We start from the raw sequence: 17,538 nt of genomic DNA on the forward strand, positions 1-17,538 counted from the left end.
ATGCGTATGAATGAAATCTCTTATGACAATGCGGCCCCTGTTGACGGATATGGTCCTGGGTTTTTCCGCATCGGTGGTCAGGTCTATGACGGGTCGGTGCTGACCGGCCCTGCAGGATCAGCGAAATGGGGCGGGTACGACGACAGGGATGGTCTGTTGAAATTGGCGGGTCAGGTCGATGTGCTGTTTATTGGAACCGGCGCTGAGCTGGCCCATATTCCTTCTGATCTGCGCGCCGCCTTGGAAGATTCGGGGATCGGGGTTGAGATCATGAACTCTCCGTCCGCGTGCCGCACATACAATATCCTGTTATCCGAAGGGCGCCGTATTGCGCTGGCGCTGCTACCGATCTGATAGGATTCTTTTCCTCTGTCCTTGCGCTTAGATGCCACCCAAATACGTTGCTGTCGGTATGCTGCGGCAAATCCCGCCTTTTGCCTCTGACGGCAATAGGATAAGCGGGATTCATGACATTGACCGTGACCGACCTGTCGATCGCCCGAGGGGGCGTTCCTGTGCTGGAAAATCTCAGCTTTTCGCTGGAGCCCGGAAAGGCGCTTATCCTACGCGGGCCGAACGGGATCGGTAAAACAACGCTGCTGCGAACGCTGGCAGGCCTGCAGCCTCCGCTTGAGGGGCAGATCGACGGGGCTGAGGACCGGATCGCCTATGCCTCACATTCCGACGGACTCAAGCCGACTCTGACCGTGGTGGAAAACCTGTCGTTCTGGGCGCAGGTCTTCGGCAGTCACAGCATTCAACCGGCCTTGGACGCGTTTGCTTTGACTGAGCTGTCGGATCGCCATGCCGGCAATCTGTCGGCAGGCCAGAAACGTCGATTGGGGTTGGCGCGGATGTTGGTCACCGAACGACCCATCTGGATGTTGGATGAGCCCACTGTGTCGCTGGATAAGAATGCAGTGCAGATGTTTGCAGACGCGGTGCGCGCGCATCTGGGGCAGGGCGGGTCTGCCTTGATTGCCACCCATATCGACCTTGGTCTGGACGGAGAGGTCCTGGATGTGGGGCCCTACAAGGCTAAACCGAAACCTGTCGATGATCTCGACGGAGGTTTCCTGTGATCGCCCTGCTTTTACGTGATTTGAAACTGGCCTTCCGTGCGGGCGGAGGGTTTGGCCTTGGCCTGGCGTTTTTTCTTATCGTCACCGTGCTGGTGCCTTTTTCAGTTGGCCCGCAATCCGCGTTGTTGTCCACGATTGCACCTGGCGTGCTATGGCTGGGGGCACTTTTGGCCTGCCTTCTGTCACTTGACCGGCTGCTTGCGCTGGATTGGGAGGACGGCTCGCTCGACCTATTGGCGACGGCGCCCCTGCCGTTAGAAGCGGTCGTAACGATCAAGTCTTTGGCGCATTGGCTGACTACGGGCTTGCCACTGGTTCTGGCCGCGCCCTTCCTGGGCGTTCTGCTTAATTTGCCTTTGCCCGGCTTTTTCTGGCTTGTCGTCTCACTTTTGATTGGCACGCCCGCGATGAGCGTCATCGGAACCTTTGGTGCCGCTCTTACGGTCGGCTTGAAACGCGGCGGATTGCTGCTGTCGCTTCTTGTGCTGCCTCTTTATGTACCGACATTGATCTTCGGGGCCGAGGTCGCGCGCCGCGGCGCAACCGGAATGGAAACGCAGACACCCTTGTTGATGCTGGCTGGGATCACTGCGGCGACGATTGCCCTGTTACCTTTTGCCAGCGCCGCCGTGTTGCGCATTAACCTACGGTGACACAGTGTAACTTTGACGGATGTCAATTGAGAATGAACCCGACTCGGACTAGATAAGGCCCATGTCTATCGCAGCCAAAGCCAATACCCTCTGGGAATATGCCAATCCGCGCAAGTTTCTTGCCACCAGTGAACGGGTGATGCCGTTCTTCTGGGGCGCGGCTTTGGTTTGCATCGTCATTGGTCTGGTGTGGGGATTTTTCTTCACACCCGATGATTACAAGCAGGGATCGACCGTCAAGATCATTTACCTGCATGTGCCCGCCGCACTGATGGCGATTAACTGCTGGCTTATGATGCTGGCGACCTCTCTGGTTTGGCTGGTTCGCCGTCATCATGTCAGTGCGCTGGCTGCGCGCGCGGCCGCACCTGTGGGCATCGTGATGACATTGATTGCGTTGGCAACCGGGGCGATTTGGGGGCAGCCTATGTGGGGCACCTGGTGGGCCTGGGATCCACGTCTGACCTCATTCCTGATCCTGTTCCTCTTCTATTTGGGCTATGTCGCCTTGTGGGAGGCGATCGAAGACCCTGATACGGCTGCCGATCTGACCTCGATCCTGTGTCTGGTGGGGTCGGTCTTTGCTATCCTCAGCCGTTATGCGGTGAATTTCTGGAATCAGGGGCTGCATCAGGGCGCTTCTGTCCTGCGGGCTGGTGCCGTGACTGGAGCGGATACCGAAGAGAAGGTCAGCAATATCTATTTCTATCCTCTGCTGCTCTGCATTGTCGGGTTCGTGTTGTTGTTCATCGCCTTGGTACTTTACCGCACGGGTACTGAAATTCGCACGCGTCGGACCAAGACTCTGCTGGCGCGGGAAAGGGCAAACGGATGATCCCTGATCTTGGAAAATATGCCGATACGGTGCTCTGGTCCTATGTGGTTTCCATCGGGCTTTTGCTGGCGCTGGTTCTGGTCAGCGTGATGAGGGGCCGCAGGGCGCAGGCTGAGCTGGAAAAAGTTGAACAAAGGATAAAGCGCAATGGCTAAGATCTCGCCCCTGATGATTGCGCCCCCGCTGATCTTTGGCGCCTTTGCGGTCCTTGCCGGTATTGGCATGTTCCGCGATGACCCAAACGCTTTGCCCTCGGCGCGTGAGGGTCAAACCGCGCCGCCGGTTGTGTTGACTGAGTTTGCAGGCAAACCGCAGTTCGACGATGCAACGCTGCGCGACGGAGAGGTCAAGCTGGTGAATTACTGGGCCAGCTGGTGCGCGCCCTGCCGGGTAGAGCACCCGAACCTGCAAGCCCTGTCGGATGAAGGCATCCCTGTCTATGGCATCAACTACAAGGACAAGCTGGAAAATGCCGAGGCTTTCCTGAATGAACTCGGCGATCCCTATTCGGCCATCGGACGGGATGAACAGGGGCGCATGGCGCTGGACTGGGGTGTTTACGGCGTGCCGGAAACCTATGTGGTCGATGGCGACGGAACCATTATCCTGCGTTTTGCCGGGCCGATTACCCAGCGCGTCATCGAAAAAACCATCAGGCCCGCTCTGGAAAAGGCTGCGGCCGATTAACGCTGGTAAGGATTGATGGATAATACCGGACTTCTGAACGATCTTGTCACAATCACCCGCCTTGGTGCTGTTACCGTAGTTCTATGGTTCGGCACCCGCATGTGGGAGGTCTGGCAAAAAACAAAACAACGTCGTGAAGATCGGGATGCTTTGTTGCGGGCGCTTTTCGCCGAGGTGGATTTCAACACAAGCGATCTGACGCGGTTTCTGGAAAACGCGCCGCCTCTGACGCAATTCGAATCCCTGTTTCAAAAGAAGGGGTACATCCCGCATGTCACCGACGCCCGGCATACCGATGTCTATAGATCAGGCATCAAAGATCTGCATTTTCTGGAAGACGGGCTGATCTCGGAATTCGTGAAATTCTATGGCGGTCTTGAAAAGATCCGAACACAGATCGAAGGGCTGCATAACGCAAGTTTTCTTAAGATATCGGTGCCGGGCAAAGTGGGCACGATCCGCGGCCTGTATAATACGAGTGAGGCTTGCGAAATGGCCGGTCACAGCATTCTGACGCAGATGGAACGCAACTATACCGATCTCAAATTAAAAAGGCGCCCTGAACATCTGTCCGGGCACCTGAGCGGTGATGAGAGTGAATTATCAGCCAGATTAACGGCTTTGACGTCAAACCTGGATCGGATCAGGGCCAAAAAGCATGATTCATAGTCTCCTCTGTGTGACCAATATATAGGCGCGTCACGTCTTACTTTCAAGTGAATGATGCGGGTGCGGCCTGCCTGTAAGGGCAACGGTATTCGCTTAAATCGCTCTTGTCATCAGGGTTCTGAAACTAAAAAGGGCGCCCGGTTGGACGCCCCTTTTTATTCGTTGAAAGGTCTTAGTCCGCTTTGGCCAGGTTCCGCAGCACGTAATGCAGCACACCACCGTTTTCGATATATTCGATCTCGGGCGCGGTATCGATGCGGCACTTGAGGGTGATGGTCTTTTCCGAACTGTCACCGAAAGTGATGGTGCAGGGCACCTCTTGCAGCGGCTGGATCGTATCCAGACCGTGGATCGAGACGGTTTCATCACCCTTCAAGCCCAGCGTCTTGCGCGAGTCGCCACCGGTGAATTCGAACGGTACAACGCCCATGCCAACCAGGTTCGAGCGGTGGATACGCTCAAAGCTTTCGGCGATCACCGCTTTGACACCCAGCAGAGCCGTGCCTTTGGCCGCCCAGTCGCGCGACGATCCGGCGCCGTATTGCTCGCCACCGAATACAACCAGCGGCGTGCCCTGTTCCTGATAGGCCATCGACGCGTCATAGATTGAAGTCTGCTCGCCATCGGGGCCTTTGGTGTAACCACCTTCGACGCTGTCCAGCATCTCGTTCTTGATGCGGATATTGGCAAAGGTGCCGCGCATCATGACCTCGTGGTTGCCACGGCGCGACCCGTAAGAGTTGAACTCGCGCGGTTGCACCTGACGGTCAGTCAGATACTTGCCAGCCGGTGTTGTCGTGGCAAACGAGCCTGCAGGCGAGATGTGGTCAGTGGTGACCATATCGCCCAGAATGGCCAGAACCTTGGCGTCTTCGATGTTCGAAATTGTGCCCGGCTCGGTCCCCATGCCCTGGAAGTAGGGCGGGTTCTGGATATAGGTCGAGGTCGGTGGCCAGTCATAGGTTTCGGCATCGGTGGTATCGACCGCTTGCCATTTCTCGTCGCCTTTGAAGACGTCTGCATATTTCGACAGGAACGCCTCACGGGTGACCGTCTGTTCGACCAATTCCGCCACTTCTTGCTGGGTTGGCCAGATGTCTTTCATGAAGACATCATTGCCGTCCTTGTCCTGACCGATCGGTTCTGAGGTCAGGTCGATATCCATCGTACCGGCCAGCGCATAGACCACGACCAGCGGCGGTGAGGCCAGATAGTTGGCGCGGACGTCCGGACTGATACGGCCTTCGAAGTTGCGGTTCCCCGACAAGACCGACGTGGCTACCAAATCGCCCTCGGCAATCGCCTCAGAGAGCTCTTTCTGGATTGGACCCGAGTTGCCGATACAGGTGGTGCAGCCGTAGCCGACAAGGTTGAAGCCGATCTTGTCCAGATCTTCCTGCAGGCCAGCGGCCTCAAGATAAGCAGAAACAACCTGCGATCCCGGTGCGAGCGAAGTTTTGACCCAAGGCTGACGGTTCAGACCCAAGGCTGCGGCCTTGCGGGCCACAAGACCAGCGCCGATCATGACATACGGGTTCGAGGTGTTGGTGCAGGAGGTGATCGAGGCGATCACAACCTTGCCCGATTCCAGGGTATAGTCTTCGCCTTTGACGGCGACTTCCTTACCCATGGGTCGCTTGAACGTCTCGGCCATTTCCCTGGTGAACGCCGCCTTGGCACCGGTCAGAGCAACATAATCCTGGGGGCGCTTCGGGCCCGAGATCGCGGGAACGATGGTGCGCATGTCCAGCGACAGGGTGTCGGTGTAGATCGGCGCGTAATCTGCGTCGCGCCAGAAGCCGTTTTCCTTGGCATAGGCTTCGACCAGCGCAATGCGATCTTCGTCACGGCCGGTGTTACGCAGATAGCGCAGCGTTTCACCGTCAATCGGGAAGAAACCACATGTCGCGCCGTATTCCGGGGCCATGTTGGCGATGGTTGCCCGGTCGGCCAGCGGCAGACGGTCCAGACCTTCGCCGAAGAATTCGACGAATTTGCCCACAACACCCTTTGCGCGCAGCATTTCGACGACCTTCAGAACCAGATCGGTTCCGGTGGTGCCTTCGACCAGATCACCGGTCAGCTCAAAGCCCACGACTTCGGGGATCAGCATCGAGATCGGCTGACCCAGCATAGCGGCTTCGGCCTCGATCCCGCCGACGCCCCAGCCCAGAACGGCCATGCCGTTGACCATGGTGGTGTGGCTGTCGGTGCCGACCAGCGTGTCGGGATAGGCAACCTCGTTGCCATCCTGATCCGTGTCGGTCCAGACTGTCTGCGCCAGATATTCCAGGTTTACCTGGTGACAGATCCCGGTTCCGGGGGGCACAACGCGGAAGTTGTTGAAGGCACCCTGACCCCATTTCAGGAACTGATACCGCTCCATGTTGCGTTCGTATTCGCGGTCAACATTCATCTGGAACGCGCGCGGGTTGCCGAATTCGTCAATCATGACCGAGTGGTCGATGACCAGATCAACGGGGTTCAACGGGTTGATCTTCTGCGCGTCACCGCCCAGAGCCTTGATACCATCGCGCATGGCGGCCAGATCGACCACCGCCGGAACGCCGGTGAAATCCTGCATCAACACGCGGGCAGGGCGATAGGCGATCTCGCGGGGGTTCTTGCCACCTTTGGCGCCCCATTCGGCAAACGCCTTGATGTCGTCGACCGAGACGGAAAATCCGTCATCTTCGAACCGCAACATGTTTTCCAACACCACCTTCAGGGCGGCGGGCAGTTTCGAGAAATCACCCAGGCCGGCCTCTTGCGCGGCGGGGATCGAGTAATACGAGATGGACTTGCCATTCACGCTCAGGCTGCGGCGTGTCTTGGCGGTATCCTGTCCGACTTTGATGGGCATCTGTGGCCTCCCTCTCAAATGACGTGGAATATGGGATTCGCTGAGGGCTATCTGCATCACCCAAGCGCGCGGTTCAAGGTCCAACAGACCAGGTGCGGCAATTTTTGTATACCATTGCACACATTTTTGCGAAAACCTTGTGTCACCGGTCTCAAGAAACCTTGATTGGTGCTTGATCAGCGTTCCGTCTAAACCAGTAATGCACCCCATGAAACCCGAGAGCAAACATGTTCAAATCTGCAACCGCAACCGCGTTGGCGTCCCTATTCCTGGCTACTTCGGCCATTGCAGAAAGCGGACCCGTAGTGGTGGAGCTGTTCACCTCGCAGGGATGTTCGTCCTGCCCCCCGGCTGACCGGATCATGCACGATCTGGCCAATCGGGATGACGTCATCGGGTTGGCGCTGCATGTGGATTATTGGGACTATATCGGATGGGAGGATGAATATGCCGACCCCACCCATACTGAGCGTCAGCGCAGCTATGCCGGAAATTCCGGACGTACGGTGATCTATACGCCTCAGATGGTAGTGAATGGTCAGCAGGATATTGTAGGGGCAGATACGGCAAAGCTGGATTACCTGATCGGCGACCATTCCAAGGCCGCTCCGCAGGCGTCGGTTTCGGCCTCGCGTACAGGAGATAACGTAACTGTCGGCGTTTCCTCGATCAGTTTGCCACCGGATCAGGTCTATGACATCCGGGTGGTGCAATACACGCCAATGCGCCATGCTTCGATCCGGCGCGGAGAGTTGGCCGGACAAGAACTGGATTATGCCAATGTGGTCGAGGCCTGGACAGTAGCCGGGCAATGGGACGGGACAGCGCCTAAGACCTATAAGGTATCTTTGACGTCAGGTTTACCGGCCGTTGTGTTGGTGCAAGGGGTTGGCCATGGGCCGATTATTGCGGCAGCACGCGTTCGCTGATCAGGGCATGTCTTTGGCTTGGACGCCTAGCCCGTTCCAGGTTTTCCAGCGACGATGAATCCAGAACCACTGACCCATATGCTGTCGGACAACCGCCTCGAGGTCATCATTGGTGAACTGGGTCATCGTCTTTGGATCCGTATGTGGGACCGGTTCGTGCAGGATGATTTCGAAATCAACCCCATTGGGCTGACGCACCGCATAGCACGGAATCAGGACGGCTTTGTATTTCATTGCCAGTTCAGCATTCAAAACCGACGTCACGGCCGGTTTGCCGAAAAAAGTCAGTTCTTCCCCGCCATGTGCGTGCAGGTCTGACACAATAGCGATGATCCCGCCTTTTTTGAGTGTCCGCACCATTTCGACCATCCCGCGACGGCCTTGTTCGAACATCGGGGCGCCGGTTTTGTAGAACGCATCGACATACATGTCGTTGAAGTAGGGGTTCGCCATTCGACGGTAGAGGCAGCCAATAGGCTGACCGCTGCGTTCTTGAAGGGCGATACGCGCGGCCAGGTAATGGCCGAAATGCGCAGTGATCATCATCACAGGTCGCCCCTCTGCCAAGGCGGAATCAAAGGCAGCAAGGCCCGTACCCGTGACTTTGGCAAAGCGTTGGCGTTCTGTGAAATCCTCGGGCGAGAAGTGCTCCATGATCGCGCGTCCGGCGTTGTCAGGAACGGCCTTGCAGATGCGTTTCACTTCGGATTCAGTCAGGTCCGGGCAGGTGAGTTTCAGATTGCTGCGTACTCTTTTCGAGAACCCGACCAACGGTGCAAGGTTTCTCGCTATGGCGCCCATTGTGGCAATGCGTGTCTCATAGGGCAGCAACCGTAACGCTTTGATAACGCCTTTCAGGAACATGCCGGATACATAGTATTTGCCAAGCTCGGACCTGCTTAGTTCAGACTTTTCAACGGGCATCAGAAGGTCTCGGCGTCTGTTGTGAATTGCCGGGTCAGACATACAAGCCGATCGCGGTAACCACAAGCTTTCTGCTCGGCCAGAAATTTTGGCGCGCTTTCTCTCTTTATTCGTCGCCGTCATCATCCCGGAGCGTGATGGTTCCCTCATCGACAAGTGTCCGGATGGCGCCAATGATCTGGGTCATCGCCTCCTCTGCATCGGGTTGTTTGATTTTTCCGACCTCATCCATTTCTTCGCGCAGGTTTTCGGCCATACGCGACGACATGTTGGACAACAGGTAGTCAACCGATGCCCTGTCTCCTTCCGTTTCTGCACCGGCGAGCGCTGTAACCAGGACGGGTTGTTCCACACCGCGTAGAATGGCCGGTACATCACGGGGCAGAATGCGGGACGGGATATGGGCGAAGGTGAAAATGGATTGGCGAACTATGGTGGCAAAATCGGCGTCCTCTTCTTCTAATGCGCTCAGCAGGCCGTCCCGGGTCGAAGCAGCGGACTGATTCAGTATCGCGCCAACGCGGGCACCCGGTCCGTCGGCAAACGCTGTGGCAGGGCGCTGATCCATCTGAGCCGCCAGCGACCATCCGATCCGCTCGACGGCCTCTGGGCTGACATTTGCTGTTTTCGAAACCGCATAGGTAATACGCCGAGCAACTGGGCCGGGAAGGTGCCCTAGCAGTTGCGCAGCTTTGGCGGTTTCAAGTTTCGATAGCATCACGGCCGCAATCTCAGTGCTTTCGGCCTGCGCCATTTCGGCCAGATCTTCTGTAGGGATCTCTCGCAATCGCTGCCAAGGATCGCCGATCTGGCGTATGCCGGCCACTTTACGCAAACGCGCCGCAGTTGCCGGGGCGATTTTGCCGTTCACCACATCCAAAGCGCCCGCCAGACCATGTGGAAAGGACAGGCCAACACTGTCCAGCGCATCTGCAAATTCACCGGCAACAGCGTCCAAGGTAACCCGGTCGACAAGGCCCATTTTGCCCAGTTGGTGGGTTAGCTTTTCCTGTAAATCGTCGGGGAGCTCTTCCAGCGGAATGTCCGCCCCATCATTCAGCAAGAGACGCACAACCACCGCCGCCTTTTGTCGGCTGCTGAGGCTGCGGGCCACCAAGCGAAGGTCGTCATCGTTTTCTTTGGCCAGCTGGGCAGAAGCCCCCGGGGCCACCTGTACCAATGTGTTTGTGTTCTGCATCTGCCTGCGGTGCCAAAGTTCCTGTTCCACAGGCAGATTACAGAGAGTCGGGTAAAGAAAGGCTGAAGCTTAGTAGTTGTAGGTCAGTCCGGTGCGGATCGCCTCGCGCAGGGAAACCTCTGCCCAGGTTCCTTCGCCGCCACGTGCTTTGATTTCAAGCCACTGCGCAATCGCCAGATCAGTTTTGCCCTCGGCGACAAAGCCTTGCGCCATATAGGAACGTGCCAGGATATTGTCGGGATTTGCGTTAATTGCACCTTCATAGAACAGGTTGGCCAGTTCCAGCTTGCCCATCTTCCGATAGGTAAATCCCCAATAGGTCAAGACGCGATCGTCATTCTGGTCCATCACGCGCAGCACGCCTTGGGCGTTTTTGAACTGCCCGTCATAGGCCAGTTCACGCACGGCGTGGTACAGCTGATCCTGAGTGAAATTGGTGTTGCTGGGCTTTACGCATTTGCCCGCGGCCTCATCATAGACCCGTCCGAACAGACATTTCTTGGTGGTGTTTGTTGTTTTTGGCGGCGTCGATCCCCCGCCGCCACCTGCGGCATGAACCATGGGGGCAAATGTAAGGGCCTGAATTGCAATAACCGAAGCTAGGATGAGGCGCATAATTGGTCTCCGTTCGTAGGGCTGCTCAGAATAAGCATAGCGCGTTCTATACAAAAGCTAACAACTGATCGCGCGAATTTATTCACAAGTTAGAAAGCGGGAATGATCCTGCCGTGATCAAGCAAAGAAAAACCCGCACAAAAATTTTGTGCGGGTCAGTATTGCAGAGTCTTTACGAAATTTTACTCGCCAAACACCCGGGCAAAGATCGTATCGACATGTTTGGTGTGATAGCCGAGATCGAATTTCTCTTCGATCTCCTCCTTGCTCAAGGCGGCGGTCACGTCAGTATCCGCCAGAAGTTCTTCTTTGAAGTCTGTGCGGTGTTCCCAGACCTTCAACGCGTTGCGTTGAACCATAGCATAAGCCTCTTCCCGGCTGACCCCTGCCTGCGTCAGCGCCAGCAGAACCCGCTGGCTCATCACTAGACCGGGGAACTTGTTCATGTTCTCCATCATGTTCTCGGGGAAGATCAGCATTTTGTCGATCACGCCCGTCAGTCGAGCCAGAGCAAAATCCAGTGTGATCGTGGCGTCCGGCCCAATCATGCGCTCCACCGAGGAGTGCGAGATGTCACGTTCGTGCCAGAGCGCCACATTCTCCATCGCCGGGATCACCGCCGCGCGCACCATGCGCGCCAGCCCGGTCAGGTTCTCGGTCAGTACAGGGTTCTTCTTGTGCGGCATCGCCGAAGACCCTTTCTGCCCCATCGAGAAGAACTCGGCCCCCTCAAGAACCTCGGTCCGCTGCATGTGACGGATTTCAATGGCAACGTTTTCGATGCTGCTGGCGATCACGCCCAACGTGGCAAAGAACGCGGCATGGCGATCGCGGGGGATGACCTGCGTGCTGATCGGTTCGGGCACCAGTCCCAGCTTGTCGCAGACATGCTCTTCGACCTGAGGGTCGATATTGGCAAAGGTGCCGACCGCGCCGCTGATCGCACCTGTTGCAATCTCGGCCCGTGCGTCGCGCATGCGGGACAGGTTGCGATCCATCTCGGCATAGAAGCGCGCGAATGTCAGGCCCATTGTGGTGGGCTCGGCGTGGATGCCGTGGCTGCGGCCGATGCGGACAGTGTCCTTATGTTCGATCGCGCGGCGTTTCAGAGCGGCCAGCAAACCTTCGAGGTCGGCGATCAGGATGTCGGCAGCGCGGGTCAGCTGAACGTTGAAACAGGTATCCAGCACGTCCGAGCTGGTCATGCCCTGATGCACGAAACGCGCCTCATCGCTGCCGACATGCTCGGCCAAGTGGGTCAGAAAAGCGATGACATCGTGTTTGGTGACAGCCTCAATCTCATCAATGCGGGCCACATCGAATTCCACATTCTTGGCCTTCCACACGGCCTCGGCGTTTTCACGCGGGATCACGCCCAGATCGGCCATGGCGTCACAGGCATGGGCCTCGATCTCGTACCAGATGCGGAACTTCGTCTCAGGCGACCAGATGGCGACCATGTCGGGGCGGGAATAACGTGGAATCATTGGCAGCGGCACCTTTTTATGATTTGGCAGAGGTCGTTGCGGCGCGGTTTAAACCCAGCCGCCCTACGGAACAAGGCGCGAGTGCGGTGATGAGACGGTTTGCCCTGATTTTATCCCTTTGGCCTGGTGTTGCGGCAGCGACAGAGTTCTGGCCGCTGACGGGTGATGAAATTGCCGAAGCCTTGTCGGGCAAAAAACTAACTTATGGCGACGGCATCTGGCAAACATTCGACCAAAGCGGGGTGACCCATTATTTTTCGGGTCGTCCCAGCACCGGAAAGTGGGCCGTGCAGGGCGATCAGTATTGCTCGGTTTGGCCGCCTTCGGATATCTGGGCGTGTTATGATGTTCTGCAAAGCGGTGTCATCATTCGATTTATTGACGGCACAGGCGAGATCACAGACGGGTATTATCCCGAATGACCTTTCCAAACGAACTGACCGACTTCGAAGGAGGCTGGAGCCTGTCACGCACCATTCGGGATGCGCGGGCCGGGCAGGTGGTTTTGGCCGATGGCTCTGCGCGATTCACCAGGTCCAAAGACGGTCTGATCTATGACGAGACGGTAACTCTGCGCATTCCGGGCCAGCCCGAGATGATGGGAACGCGCCGATACCTGTGGCAAGACAAGGGCGAAAGCGTTGCGGTGCATTTTGATGACGGGCGTTATTTCCACGCTCTCAAGCTGGGCCAGGCGCAGGCTGCGGATCACCATAATTGCCCGCCGGACAGCTATGACGCAGTCTATGATTTCTCGGGCTGGCCCTGTTGGAGGGTCCGTTGGACCGTGTCCGGCCCCCGGAAATCATACGAAATGAATACGGAATACATGCTGCGGTAGCGTAATCATCTTGCAGATGCGGCGCTGACAGGGCATTCCTGTTGCAGAATCTCGGTCCGTTTAGGGAGAAACAACATGAATGCGAACGTATTGGCCAATGCATTTGGCCCACGTGAAGGGACGGCGCTGCGCGTCAAACAGGTGGTTTTGGTTGCTTTGGGCATCGTTGCCTTGGCCGTCGCCGCCAAGATCAAAGTGCCGATGTGGCCGGTTCCAATCACCATGGGTACATTTGCGGTTCTGACCATCGGCACCGCCTATGGCGCACGGCTGGGTCTGGTAACCATGATGGGCTATCTGCTGATCGGCGCGCTGGGCTTTGACGTGTTCGCGGGCTCTTCGGCTGAAAAATTCGGCCTTACTTACATGATGGGTGGCACAGGCGGCTACCTAGTCGGATATGTGCTGGCAACCCTGATGCTGGGTACGCTGGCCGCGCGCGGCTGGGACCGTTCGGTCGTGAAAATGGCGCTGGCGCTGGTACTGGCCAACGTTCTGATCTATGTCCCCGGCCTGCTGTGGCTGGGCCAGCTCTATGGCTGGGACCAGCCGATCCTGGCATGGGGCCTGACACCATTCCTGGTGGGTGATGCGATCAAGCTCGCGCTGGCTGCGCTGCTGATCCCCGGCCTGTGGAAGCTGGTGGGCGACGCCCGCACCTAAACCACAGTCAACCTAGTTGACATGAACCGCGCCCGGAGCGATCCCGGCGCGGTTTTTTGTTGCGCCAACAAGAGGCTGGACAAAACCGGTCGGCACAGTTCAAGCTGTAGCAATAGAAACAACAGGTTATTCAGATATGCCTAATCTATTGAGGGCTGTAACCCTTTCCTGCGCGGTTGTTTGCGCCGGGGCAGGGAGTGCAAAAGCCGAAACACCGATCACCTATACTGATGAAGGGCGCGCCTTGTTCAGCTTTGCGGTACCAGATTTTTGGTCGGTTCGTACTGGCGGCCCGCGTGAGGTCGATGACACCGAGCTGAACGATCCCCGCGCGGTTGCCCGAGTCATGGGGATCAAACCGGTAACGGATGACGACGTATGGATTGGATTTGTCTCGCCATCTGGTGTGTCATCCATCGACGGTGGCCTGCGATACCTTCAGGATATCGACAAGTTTCTGGTCAAAGATCCGATCGTTTCGGAAACAGTCGCAACCCGGATCGGAGGTCTGCCAGCGCGGGTTATCCGCGGTACCGGCACCCGTGATCGGCGGGGGATAAATTTCACGGCCACAGTGATTGACTTGCCGCGTGATCGCGTGGCTGTAGCAGTGGCCGTATTAAGAGACGGCGCCGACCCTGGCTATGTGGACGACCTGAATGCCGTATTCGCGTCATTCCGGTCGCTTCAGTGAGGAGGTTTGGATGACTCGTAAGCTGATGAAACGGTCGATCGCCGCGCTGGTATTCGGTTTGACCAGTATCACCTTGTCTGCCTGCGACGGCGTGACGGTTGGTGTGGGATATGGATATGATCCGTTCTATGACTCGATGCTTTGGAACGACTACTATCACGACGTTGATGTGGACATTGATGTAAATCGTCCACCGCAGGGTAAGCCTCCGGTCAAACCCAAACCTCCGGTCACCAAGCCCCCGGCGCGCCCACGCCCCCCTGTCGCCAAGCCCCCGGCACGTCCACCGGTTGCCCGGCCACCAGTTGCCCGGCCGCCTATTCACCGCCCGTCACCGCGGCGGCGCTGATGCGGATCACGACAGCAATTCCGTCGTGATTTTCGCTGTTCCTTCAAGTGTCCTGTGAACAGGGCACTTGTCGGCGATTTCAAGCAGACGTGCGCGCTGATCCTGATCCAAGGGGCCCTCGAGCCGGATTTTGCGGCGGAACAGATCGACCTTGTTGTCAGTGATCAGACCCGCATCCTGTGCGTGGACCTTGTTATGGCAAACATCGACAGTGATGCCTGTTAGTGGCCAGCCCTTGCGCCGCGCATACATCCGGATTGTCATCGAAGTACAGGCTCCCAGACCCGATGACACAAAGCCATAGGGCGACATACCGCGGTCGGTGCCTCCATATGAGGCCGGTTCGTCCGCAACAGCATGATGCTTGGGGCCGGACTGAATGTCTTGCTGGAATCCGTTGGGATCGGCCTCAGTCACCCGCACTACGCCTTCGGGCGCACCCGGTGGTGGGGCAGGCGGGCGCAGCACCACATAGCGCGTAACCCAAGCCGCTATTACATCTGCAGCATATTCCGCATCCGCCGCGCGCGTAATCAGGTGATCAGCGTCGTCCAGCGTCACGAAGCTTTTGGGATGTTTGGCTGCCAGAAAGATCGCGCTTGCATTGTCGATACTAACCGTTTCGTCGCGTGGCGCATGAAGTATCAGCAGCGCGGCCTTCAGATCCGCAATCGCAGGGGTTAGCGCGGATTGGGCGATATCTTCGACGAACGCTTTGCCAATACGGAACGGGCGACCACCCAAAGTGACCTCGGCCGATCCCTCTTGTTGGATTTCCGACAGTGCGGCGTCGAAATGGTGCGAGACATGCCCTGGATCGGCAGGCGCGCCCAGCGTAACAACGGCCTTAACACTCGAAATACCAGCTCGGGCGCGCAGAACCGCTGCCCCTCCGAGAGAATGCCCGATCAGCAGAGACGGGGACATGTTCCGTCCAGCCAGATACCGTGAGGCGGCGATCAGATCCTCAACATTCGAGGTGAAAGTGGTGTTTGCAAATTCGCCGTCTGAATGACCCAAGCCTGTGAAATCAAACCGCAATACCGCGATACCCATCGCTGCCAGACGGGCTGCGATCCTGCGCGCGGCCGGGATATCTTTTGAACAGGTAAAGCAATGGGCAAACAATGCCGTAGCAAGGACAGGCCCGTCCGGCAGGTCGAGGCGTGCAGCCAGTTGGTGGCCGTCGTGACCGGCAAAGGTGATGCGTTCGGTGGGCATGGCAGTTCCTTACGTCATGAGGTGCCTCAATATTGTGGCCGCCAGCGAGGGGTCTCAACCCCTATGTAAGAAGCGTCACGGGAAGGTGAGACTGGGTCAGGGGCCGGCGGAGTTCTGGTGCGATAGATTGCATCAACTTTTGTGATGCATTGCCAATCAAACATTCACTTTAATAAAGCGAATGCCACCCTCATCTTGAGCCTGTCGAACACAACCAGCCACGGAGGCAACAATGGTACATCTCACTTCTCAGCCACATGGCACAAATCTTCGAGTAGATTTACTGATCGCTATCGCCGTAACTGCGGTCGTCAGTTTTGCCGCGGGTCAGAACTGGACACAGCCGACATCTTTTGCCAGCGCGGAAATCGAGGACTGGCATGGGAACGTCAAACGGTCAAACTGGCCGAACTGAGGGGTCAGGCCAGCCCCATAAGCTGTGGGTCAAAGGGATAGGTGGACAGGTTTTCATACCCATCCTCAGTGATCAGAACCTGATCTTCGAGTTTGATTGAGAAATCTGCACCTATCTCGCCAACCGCGGCTTCGACGCACAGAACCATGCCCGGTTCCAGTTGGTAATCGTAGGCACCTGCAACGGCCTTGTCCGGATAGGCGACCAGAGGCCACTCGTCACACAGACCAACGCCGTGCATCAGGCAACCGTATTTCTGATCCTGAAACTTGTCATCCAGCCTGTGACTGTTGGCGGTCAGTTCAGGGATCGTAACACCGGGTCTCAGCATCTTCATATTGGTCATGATATGCTCATGCGCGTGCTGCATGGCATAGACCATATCCGGGCGGGGTTTTTCGTCCCCGATCCACCAGGTGCGCGAGATATCGATGCAGATGCCGTAAGACCCGATCAGATCGGTATCGAAGGCGATGATTTCATTCTTTTGCGTGATCCGGGGACCACATTCCTGAAACCACGGGTTGGTGCGTTGGCCTGAGGCCAGCAGGCGGGTTTCGATCCATTCCCCGCCGCGCCGGATGTTTTCGGCATGCAGAATGGCCCAGATGTCGTCTTCCGAGGTTCTTCCGTCTCCGACATTAGCGCGGGCAAATGCCTCCATCTCGGCCACCGCGGTCTCGCAGGCGTGGTTGGCACATCGCATCGCCAGAATTTCGTCCGGGCCTTTCACGGCGCGGGACTTTTCAGTGACTTCCTCGCCTTCCATGATCTCGAACCCCTGGGCCTCAAGGGCGCGCAAACCGTGCAGCATGATCTTGTCCACAGCCAGCCGCTTGTTACCGCCGCCATGCGCATCAATCAGCGCCCGCACTTCGTTCGAGAGTACATCCGCGGCAACATCGACCTTGTCGCCGCGATCGAAATAGAACAGGTCGGCGCCCGAACGTTGTTCCTTCACTAATGGGTTGAATTTGCTTAGAAAAGGTGAGTTTTTATAATCCCAGATCACCATATACCCGTCGGCACATAACAGCACCGCGCGGAAGGGGTTATGCGTGTTCCAGAGCTGCATGTTGGTGCTGTCTGTGGCGTATCGAATGTTCAGAGGATCAAACATCAACAAGCCACCATAGCCACGATCAACGATGGTCTTGGTCAGACGTTTCCACCTAAACTCACGCATCCTCTCAAGGTTCGGCAAGGACAGCCCGGCGGCTTCCCATTCGGCGAAGGCCAGCTGTGTGGGGCCGATCTCGATCCGGTCCAAATCATTGGGCGTGCCGTCCCCAAGCGCTGTGCCTTTGGTGGGGTCGATCTTGCGGATATCTCTATGGTGACGGTTCATAGTAGCCCTCCCTGCCTGTCTATCGAGCGTGAAGAAGCATTCTTTCAGCGTCTTGATAATTTGCG

General features: G+C 57.1%; 21 protein-coding genes. 14 read left to right on the plus strand and 7 right to left on the minus strand.

The window, feature by feature from the left end:
* From AC2FJV_RS11165 to AC2FJV_RS11195, 7 genes are all read left to right on the plus strand, one after another.
* Window positions 1–354, plus strand: a complete 354-nt coding sequence (locus AC2FJV_RS11165; protein ID WP_496713749.1) for an Mth938-like domain-containing protein — start codon at window positions 1–3, stop codon at window positions 352–354.
* Between the two features lie 113 nt (window positions 355–467).
* Window positions 468–1,082 (plus strand): heme ABC exporter ATP-binding protein CcmA, encoded by a 615-nt coding sequence (ccmA, locus tag AC2FJV_RS11170; RefSeq protein WP_142633088.1) that lies wholly within the window; start codon window positions 468–470, stop codon window positions 1,080–1,082.
* Window positions 1,079–1,735 (plus strand): heme exporter protein CcmB, encoded by a 657-nt coding sequence (gene ccmB, locus AC2FJV_RS11175; protein WP_282021834.1) that lies wholly within the window; start codon window positions 1,079–1,081, stop codon window positions 1,733–1,735. Before ccmA ends, ccmB begins: the two co-directional genes overlap by 4 nt.
* A 61-nt stretch (window positions 1,736–1,796) precedes the next feature.
* Window positions 1,797–2,570: a heme ABC transporter permease gene (locus AC2FJV_RS11180; RefSeq protein WP_142633092.1), complete on the plus strand. Its 774-nt coding sequence runs from the start codon at window positions 1,797–1,799 to the stop codon at window positions 2,568–2,570.
* Window positions 2,567–2,725, plus strand: a complete 159-nt coding sequence (gene ccmD / locus AC2FJV_RS11185) for a heme exporter protein CcmD (protein WP_281971899.1) — start codon at window positions 2,567–2,569, stop codon at window positions 2,723–2,725. The genes AC2FJV_RS11180 and ccmD overlap by 4 nt, the downstream gene beginning before the upstream one ends.
* Window positions 2,718–3,257, plus strand: a complete 540-nt coding sequence (locus AC2FJV_RS11190) for a DsbE family thiol:disulfide interchange protein (protein WP_496688484.1) — start codon at window positions 2,718–2,720, stop codon at window positions 3,255–3,257. The genes ccmD and AC2FJV_RS11190 overlap by 8 nt, the downstream gene beginning before the upstream one ends.
* 15 nt (window positions 3,258–3,272) lie before the next feature.
* Window positions 3,273–3,926, plus strand: coding sequence for a hypothetical protein (locus AC2FJV_RS11195; RefSeq protein ID WP_496688482.1), 654 nt, complete (start codon window positions 3,273–3,275; stop codon window positions 3,924–3,926).
* A gap of 172 nt (window positions 3,927–4,098) precedes the next feature.
* Here the strand turns inward: AC2FJV_RS11195 and acnA are convergent, their stop codons facing one another.
* The gene (gene acnA, locus AC2FJV_RS11200) at window positions 4,099–6,789 is read right to left on the minus strand and encodes an aconitate hydratase AcnA (protein ID WP_496713751.1); all 2,691 of its coding nucleotides are present in this window, start codon (window positions 6,787–6,789) and stop codon (window positions 4,099–4,101) included.
* A 227-nt stretch (window positions 6,790–7,016) separates the two neighbouring features.
* Here acnA and AC2FJV_RS11205 point away from each other — a divergent pair, with 227 nt between their 5' ends.
* On the plus strand, window positions 7,017–7,718 hold the full coding sequence (locus AC2FJV_RS11205; RefSeq protein ID WP_281994442.1) for a DUF1223 domain-containing protein: 702 nt from the start codon (window positions 7,017–7,019) through the stop codon (window positions 7,716–7,718).
* Here AC2FJV_RS11205 and AC2FJV_RS11210 read toward each other — a convergent pair whose 3' ends face one another.
* From AC2FJV_RS11210 to purB, 4 genes are all read right to left on the minus strand, one after another.
* On the minus strand, window positions 7,719–8,642 hold the full coding sequence (locus AC2FJV_RS11210) for a lysophospholipid acyltransferase family protein (RefSeq protein ID WP_142633100.1): 924 nt from the start codon (window positions 8,640–8,642) through the stop codon (window positions 7,719–7,721).
* Between the two features lie 106 nt (window positions 8,643–8,748).
* A complete protein-coding gene (locus AC2FJV_RS11215) occupies window positions 8,749–9,840 on the minus strand; it encodes a flagellar motor switch protein FliG (protein ID WP_281994443.1) in 1,092 nt (363 codons plus the stop codon).
* 69 nt (window positions 9,841–9,909) lie between these two features.
* On the minus strand, window positions 9,910–10,455 hold the full coding sequence (locus AC2FJV_RS11220) for a tetratricopeptide repeat protein (RefSeq protein WP_496713753.1): 546 nt from the start codon (window positions 10,453–10,455) through the stop codon (window positions 9,910–9,912).
* Window positions 10,456–10,637: 182 nt separating this feature from the next.
* Complete coding sequence (gene purB / locus AC2FJV_RS11225; protein ID WP_496693385.1) at window positions 10,638–11,942, minus strand: adenylosuccinate lyase; 1,305 nt, start codon at window positions 11,940–11,942, stop codon at window positions 10,638–10,640.
* 89 nt (window positions 11,943–12,031) lie between these two features.
* Here purB and AC2FJV_RS11230 point away from each other — a divergent pair, with 89 nt between their 5' ends.
* From AC2FJV_RS11230 to AC2FJV_RS11250, 5 genes are all read left to right on the plus strand, one after another.
* On the plus strand, window positions 12,032–12,364 hold the full coding sequence (locus AC2FJV_RS11230) for a hypothetical protein (protein WP_496713755.1): 333 nt from the start codon (window positions 12,032–12,034) through the stop codon (window positions 12,362–12,364).
* Window positions 12,361–12,783, plus strand: a complete 423-nt coding sequence (locus tag AC2FJV_RS11235; RefSeq protein ID WP_496713757.1) for a DUF6314 family protein — start codon at window positions 12,361–12,363, stop codon at window positions 12,781–12,783. Before AC2FJV_RS11230 ends, AC2FJV_RS11235 begins: the two co-directional genes overlap by 4 nt.
* Window positions 12,784–12,858: 75 nt before the next feature.
* The gene (locus tag AC2FJV_RS11240; protein WP_142633110.1) at window positions 12,859–13,446 is read left to right on the plus strand and encodes a biotin transporter BioY; all 588 of its coding nucleotides are present in this window, start codon (window positions 12,859–12,861) and stop codon (window positions 13,444–13,446) included.
* 136 nt (window positions 13,447–13,582) lie between these two features.
* A complete protein-coding gene (locus AC2FJV_RS11245; RefSeq protein ID WP_496713759.1) occupies window positions 13,583–14,140 on the plus strand; it encodes a hypothetical protein in 558 nt (185 codons plus the stop codon).
* A gap of 10 nt (window positions 14,141–14,150) precedes the next feature.
* Window positions 14,151–14,489, plus strand: coding sequence for a hypothetical protein (locus AC2FJV_RS11250; protein WP_271947672.1), 339 nt, complete (start codon window positions 14,151–14,153; stop codon window positions 14,487–14,489).
* A 6-nt stretch (window positions 14,490–14,495) separates the two neighbouring features.
* Here AC2FJV_RS11250 and AC2FJV_RS11255 read toward each other — a convergent pair whose 3' ends face one another.
* Window positions 14,496–15,710: a bifunctional alpha/beta hydrolase/OsmC family protein gene (locus AC2FJV_RS11255; RefSeq protein WP_142633114.1), complete on the minus strand. Its 1,215-nt coding sequence runs from the start codon at window positions 15,708–15,710 to the stop codon at window positions 14,496–14,498.
* A 232-nt stretch (window positions 15,711–15,942) separates the two neighbouring features.
* On the opposite strand from AC2FJV_RS11255, the gene AC2FJV_RS11260 reads away from it, so the two are divergent.
* Window positions 15,943–16,125, plus strand: coding sequence for a hypothetical protein (locus AC2FJV_RS11260; RefSeq protein WP_271947667.1), 183 nt, complete (start codon window positions 15,943–15,945; stop codon window positions 16,123–16,125).
* 4 nt (window positions 16,126–16,129) lie between these two features.
* On the opposite strand, the gene dddP is transcribed toward AC2FJV_RS11260, so the two are convergent.
* Window positions 16,130–17,473 (minus strand): dimethylsulfonioproprionate lyase DddP, encoded by a 1,344-nt coding sequence (gene dddP / locus AC2FJV_RS11265; protein ID WP_496713761.1) that lies wholly within the window; start codon window positions 17,471–17,473, stop codon window positions 16,130–16,132.
* Between the last annotated feature and the right edge of the window lie 65 nt (window positions 17,474–17,538).

Source organism: Ruegeria sp. CDSA241 (assembly GCF_059611265.1).

Coding starts and splice junctions, on each gene's coding strand:
- AC2FJV_RS11165 (WP_496713749.1), top strand. CDS start 1: ATGCGTATGAATGAAATCTCTTATGACAATGCGGCCCCTGTTGACGGA.
- ccmA (WP_142633088.1), top strand. CDS start 468: ATGACATTGACCGTGACCGACCTGTCGATCGCCCGAGGGGGCGTTCCT.
- AC2FJV_RS11180 (WP_142633092.1), top strand. CDS start 1,797: ATGTCTATCGCAGCCAAAGCCAATACCCTCTGGGAATATGCCAATCCG.
- ccmD (WP_281971899.1), top strand. CDS start 2,567: ATGATCCCTGATCTTGGAAAATATGCCGATACGGTGCTCTGGTCCTAT.
- AC2FJV_RS11190 (WP_496688484.1), top strand. CDS start 2,718: ATGGCTAAGATCTCGCCCCTGATGATTGCGCCCCCGCTGATCTTTGGC.
- AC2FJV_RS11195 (WP_496688482.1), top strand. CDS start 3,273: ATGGATAATACCGGACTTCTGAACGATCTTGTCACAATCACCCGCCTT.
- acnA (WP_496713751.1), bottom strand. CDS start 6,789: ATGCCCATCAAAGTCGGACAGGATACCGCCAAGACACGCCGCAGCCTG.
- AC2FJV_RS11205 (WP_281994442.1), top strand. CDS start 7,017: ATGTTCAAATCTGCAACCGCAACCGCGTTGGCGTCCCTATTCCTGGCT.
- AC2FJV_RS11210 (WP_142633100.1), bottom strand. CDS start 8,642: ATGCCCGTTGAAAAGTCTGAACTAAGCAGGTCCGAGCTTGGCAAATAC.
- AC2FJV_RS11215 (WP_281994443.1), bottom strand. CDS start 9,840: ATGCAGAACACAAACACATTGGTACAGGTGGCCCCGGGGGCTTCTGCC.
- AC2FJV_RS11220 (WP_496713753.1), bottom strand. CDS start 10,455: ATGCGCCTCATCCTAGCTTCGGTTATTGCAATTCAGGCCCTTACATTT.
- purB (WP_496693385.1), bottom strand. CDS start 11,942: ATGATTCCACGTTATTCCCGCCCCGACATGGTCGCCATCTGGTCGCCT.
- AC2FJV_RS11230 (WP_496713755.1), top strand. CDS start 12,032: ATGAGACGGTTTGCCCTGATTTTATCCCTTTGGCCTGGTGTTGCGGCA.
- AC2FJV_RS11235 (WP_496713757.1), top strand. CDS start 12,361: ATGACCTTTCCAAACGAACTGACCGACTTCGAAGGAGGCTGGAGCCTG.
- AC2FJV_RS11240 (WP_142633110.1), top strand. CDS start 12,859: ATGAATGCGAACGTATTGGCCAATGCATTTGGCCCACGTGAAGGGACG.
- AC2FJV_RS11245 (WP_496713759.1), top strand. CDS start 13,583: ATGCCTAATCTATTGAGGGCTGTAACCCTTTCCTGCGCGGTTGTTTGC.
- AC2FJV_RS11250 (WP_271947672.1), top strand. CDS start 14,151: ATGACTCGTAAGCTGATGAAACGGTCGATCGCCGCGCTGGTATTCGGT.
- AC2FJV_RS11255 (WP_142633114.1), bottom strand. CDS start 15,710: ATGCCCACCGAACGCATCACCTTTGCCGGTCACGACGGCCACCAACTG.
- AC2FJV_RS11260 (WP_271947667.1), top strand. CDS start 15,943: ATGGTACATCTCACTTCTCAGCCACATGGCACAAATCTTCGAGTAGAT.
- dddP (WP_496713761.1), bottom strand. CDS start 17,473: ATGAACCGTCACCATAGAGATATCCGCAAGATCGACCCCACCAAAGGC.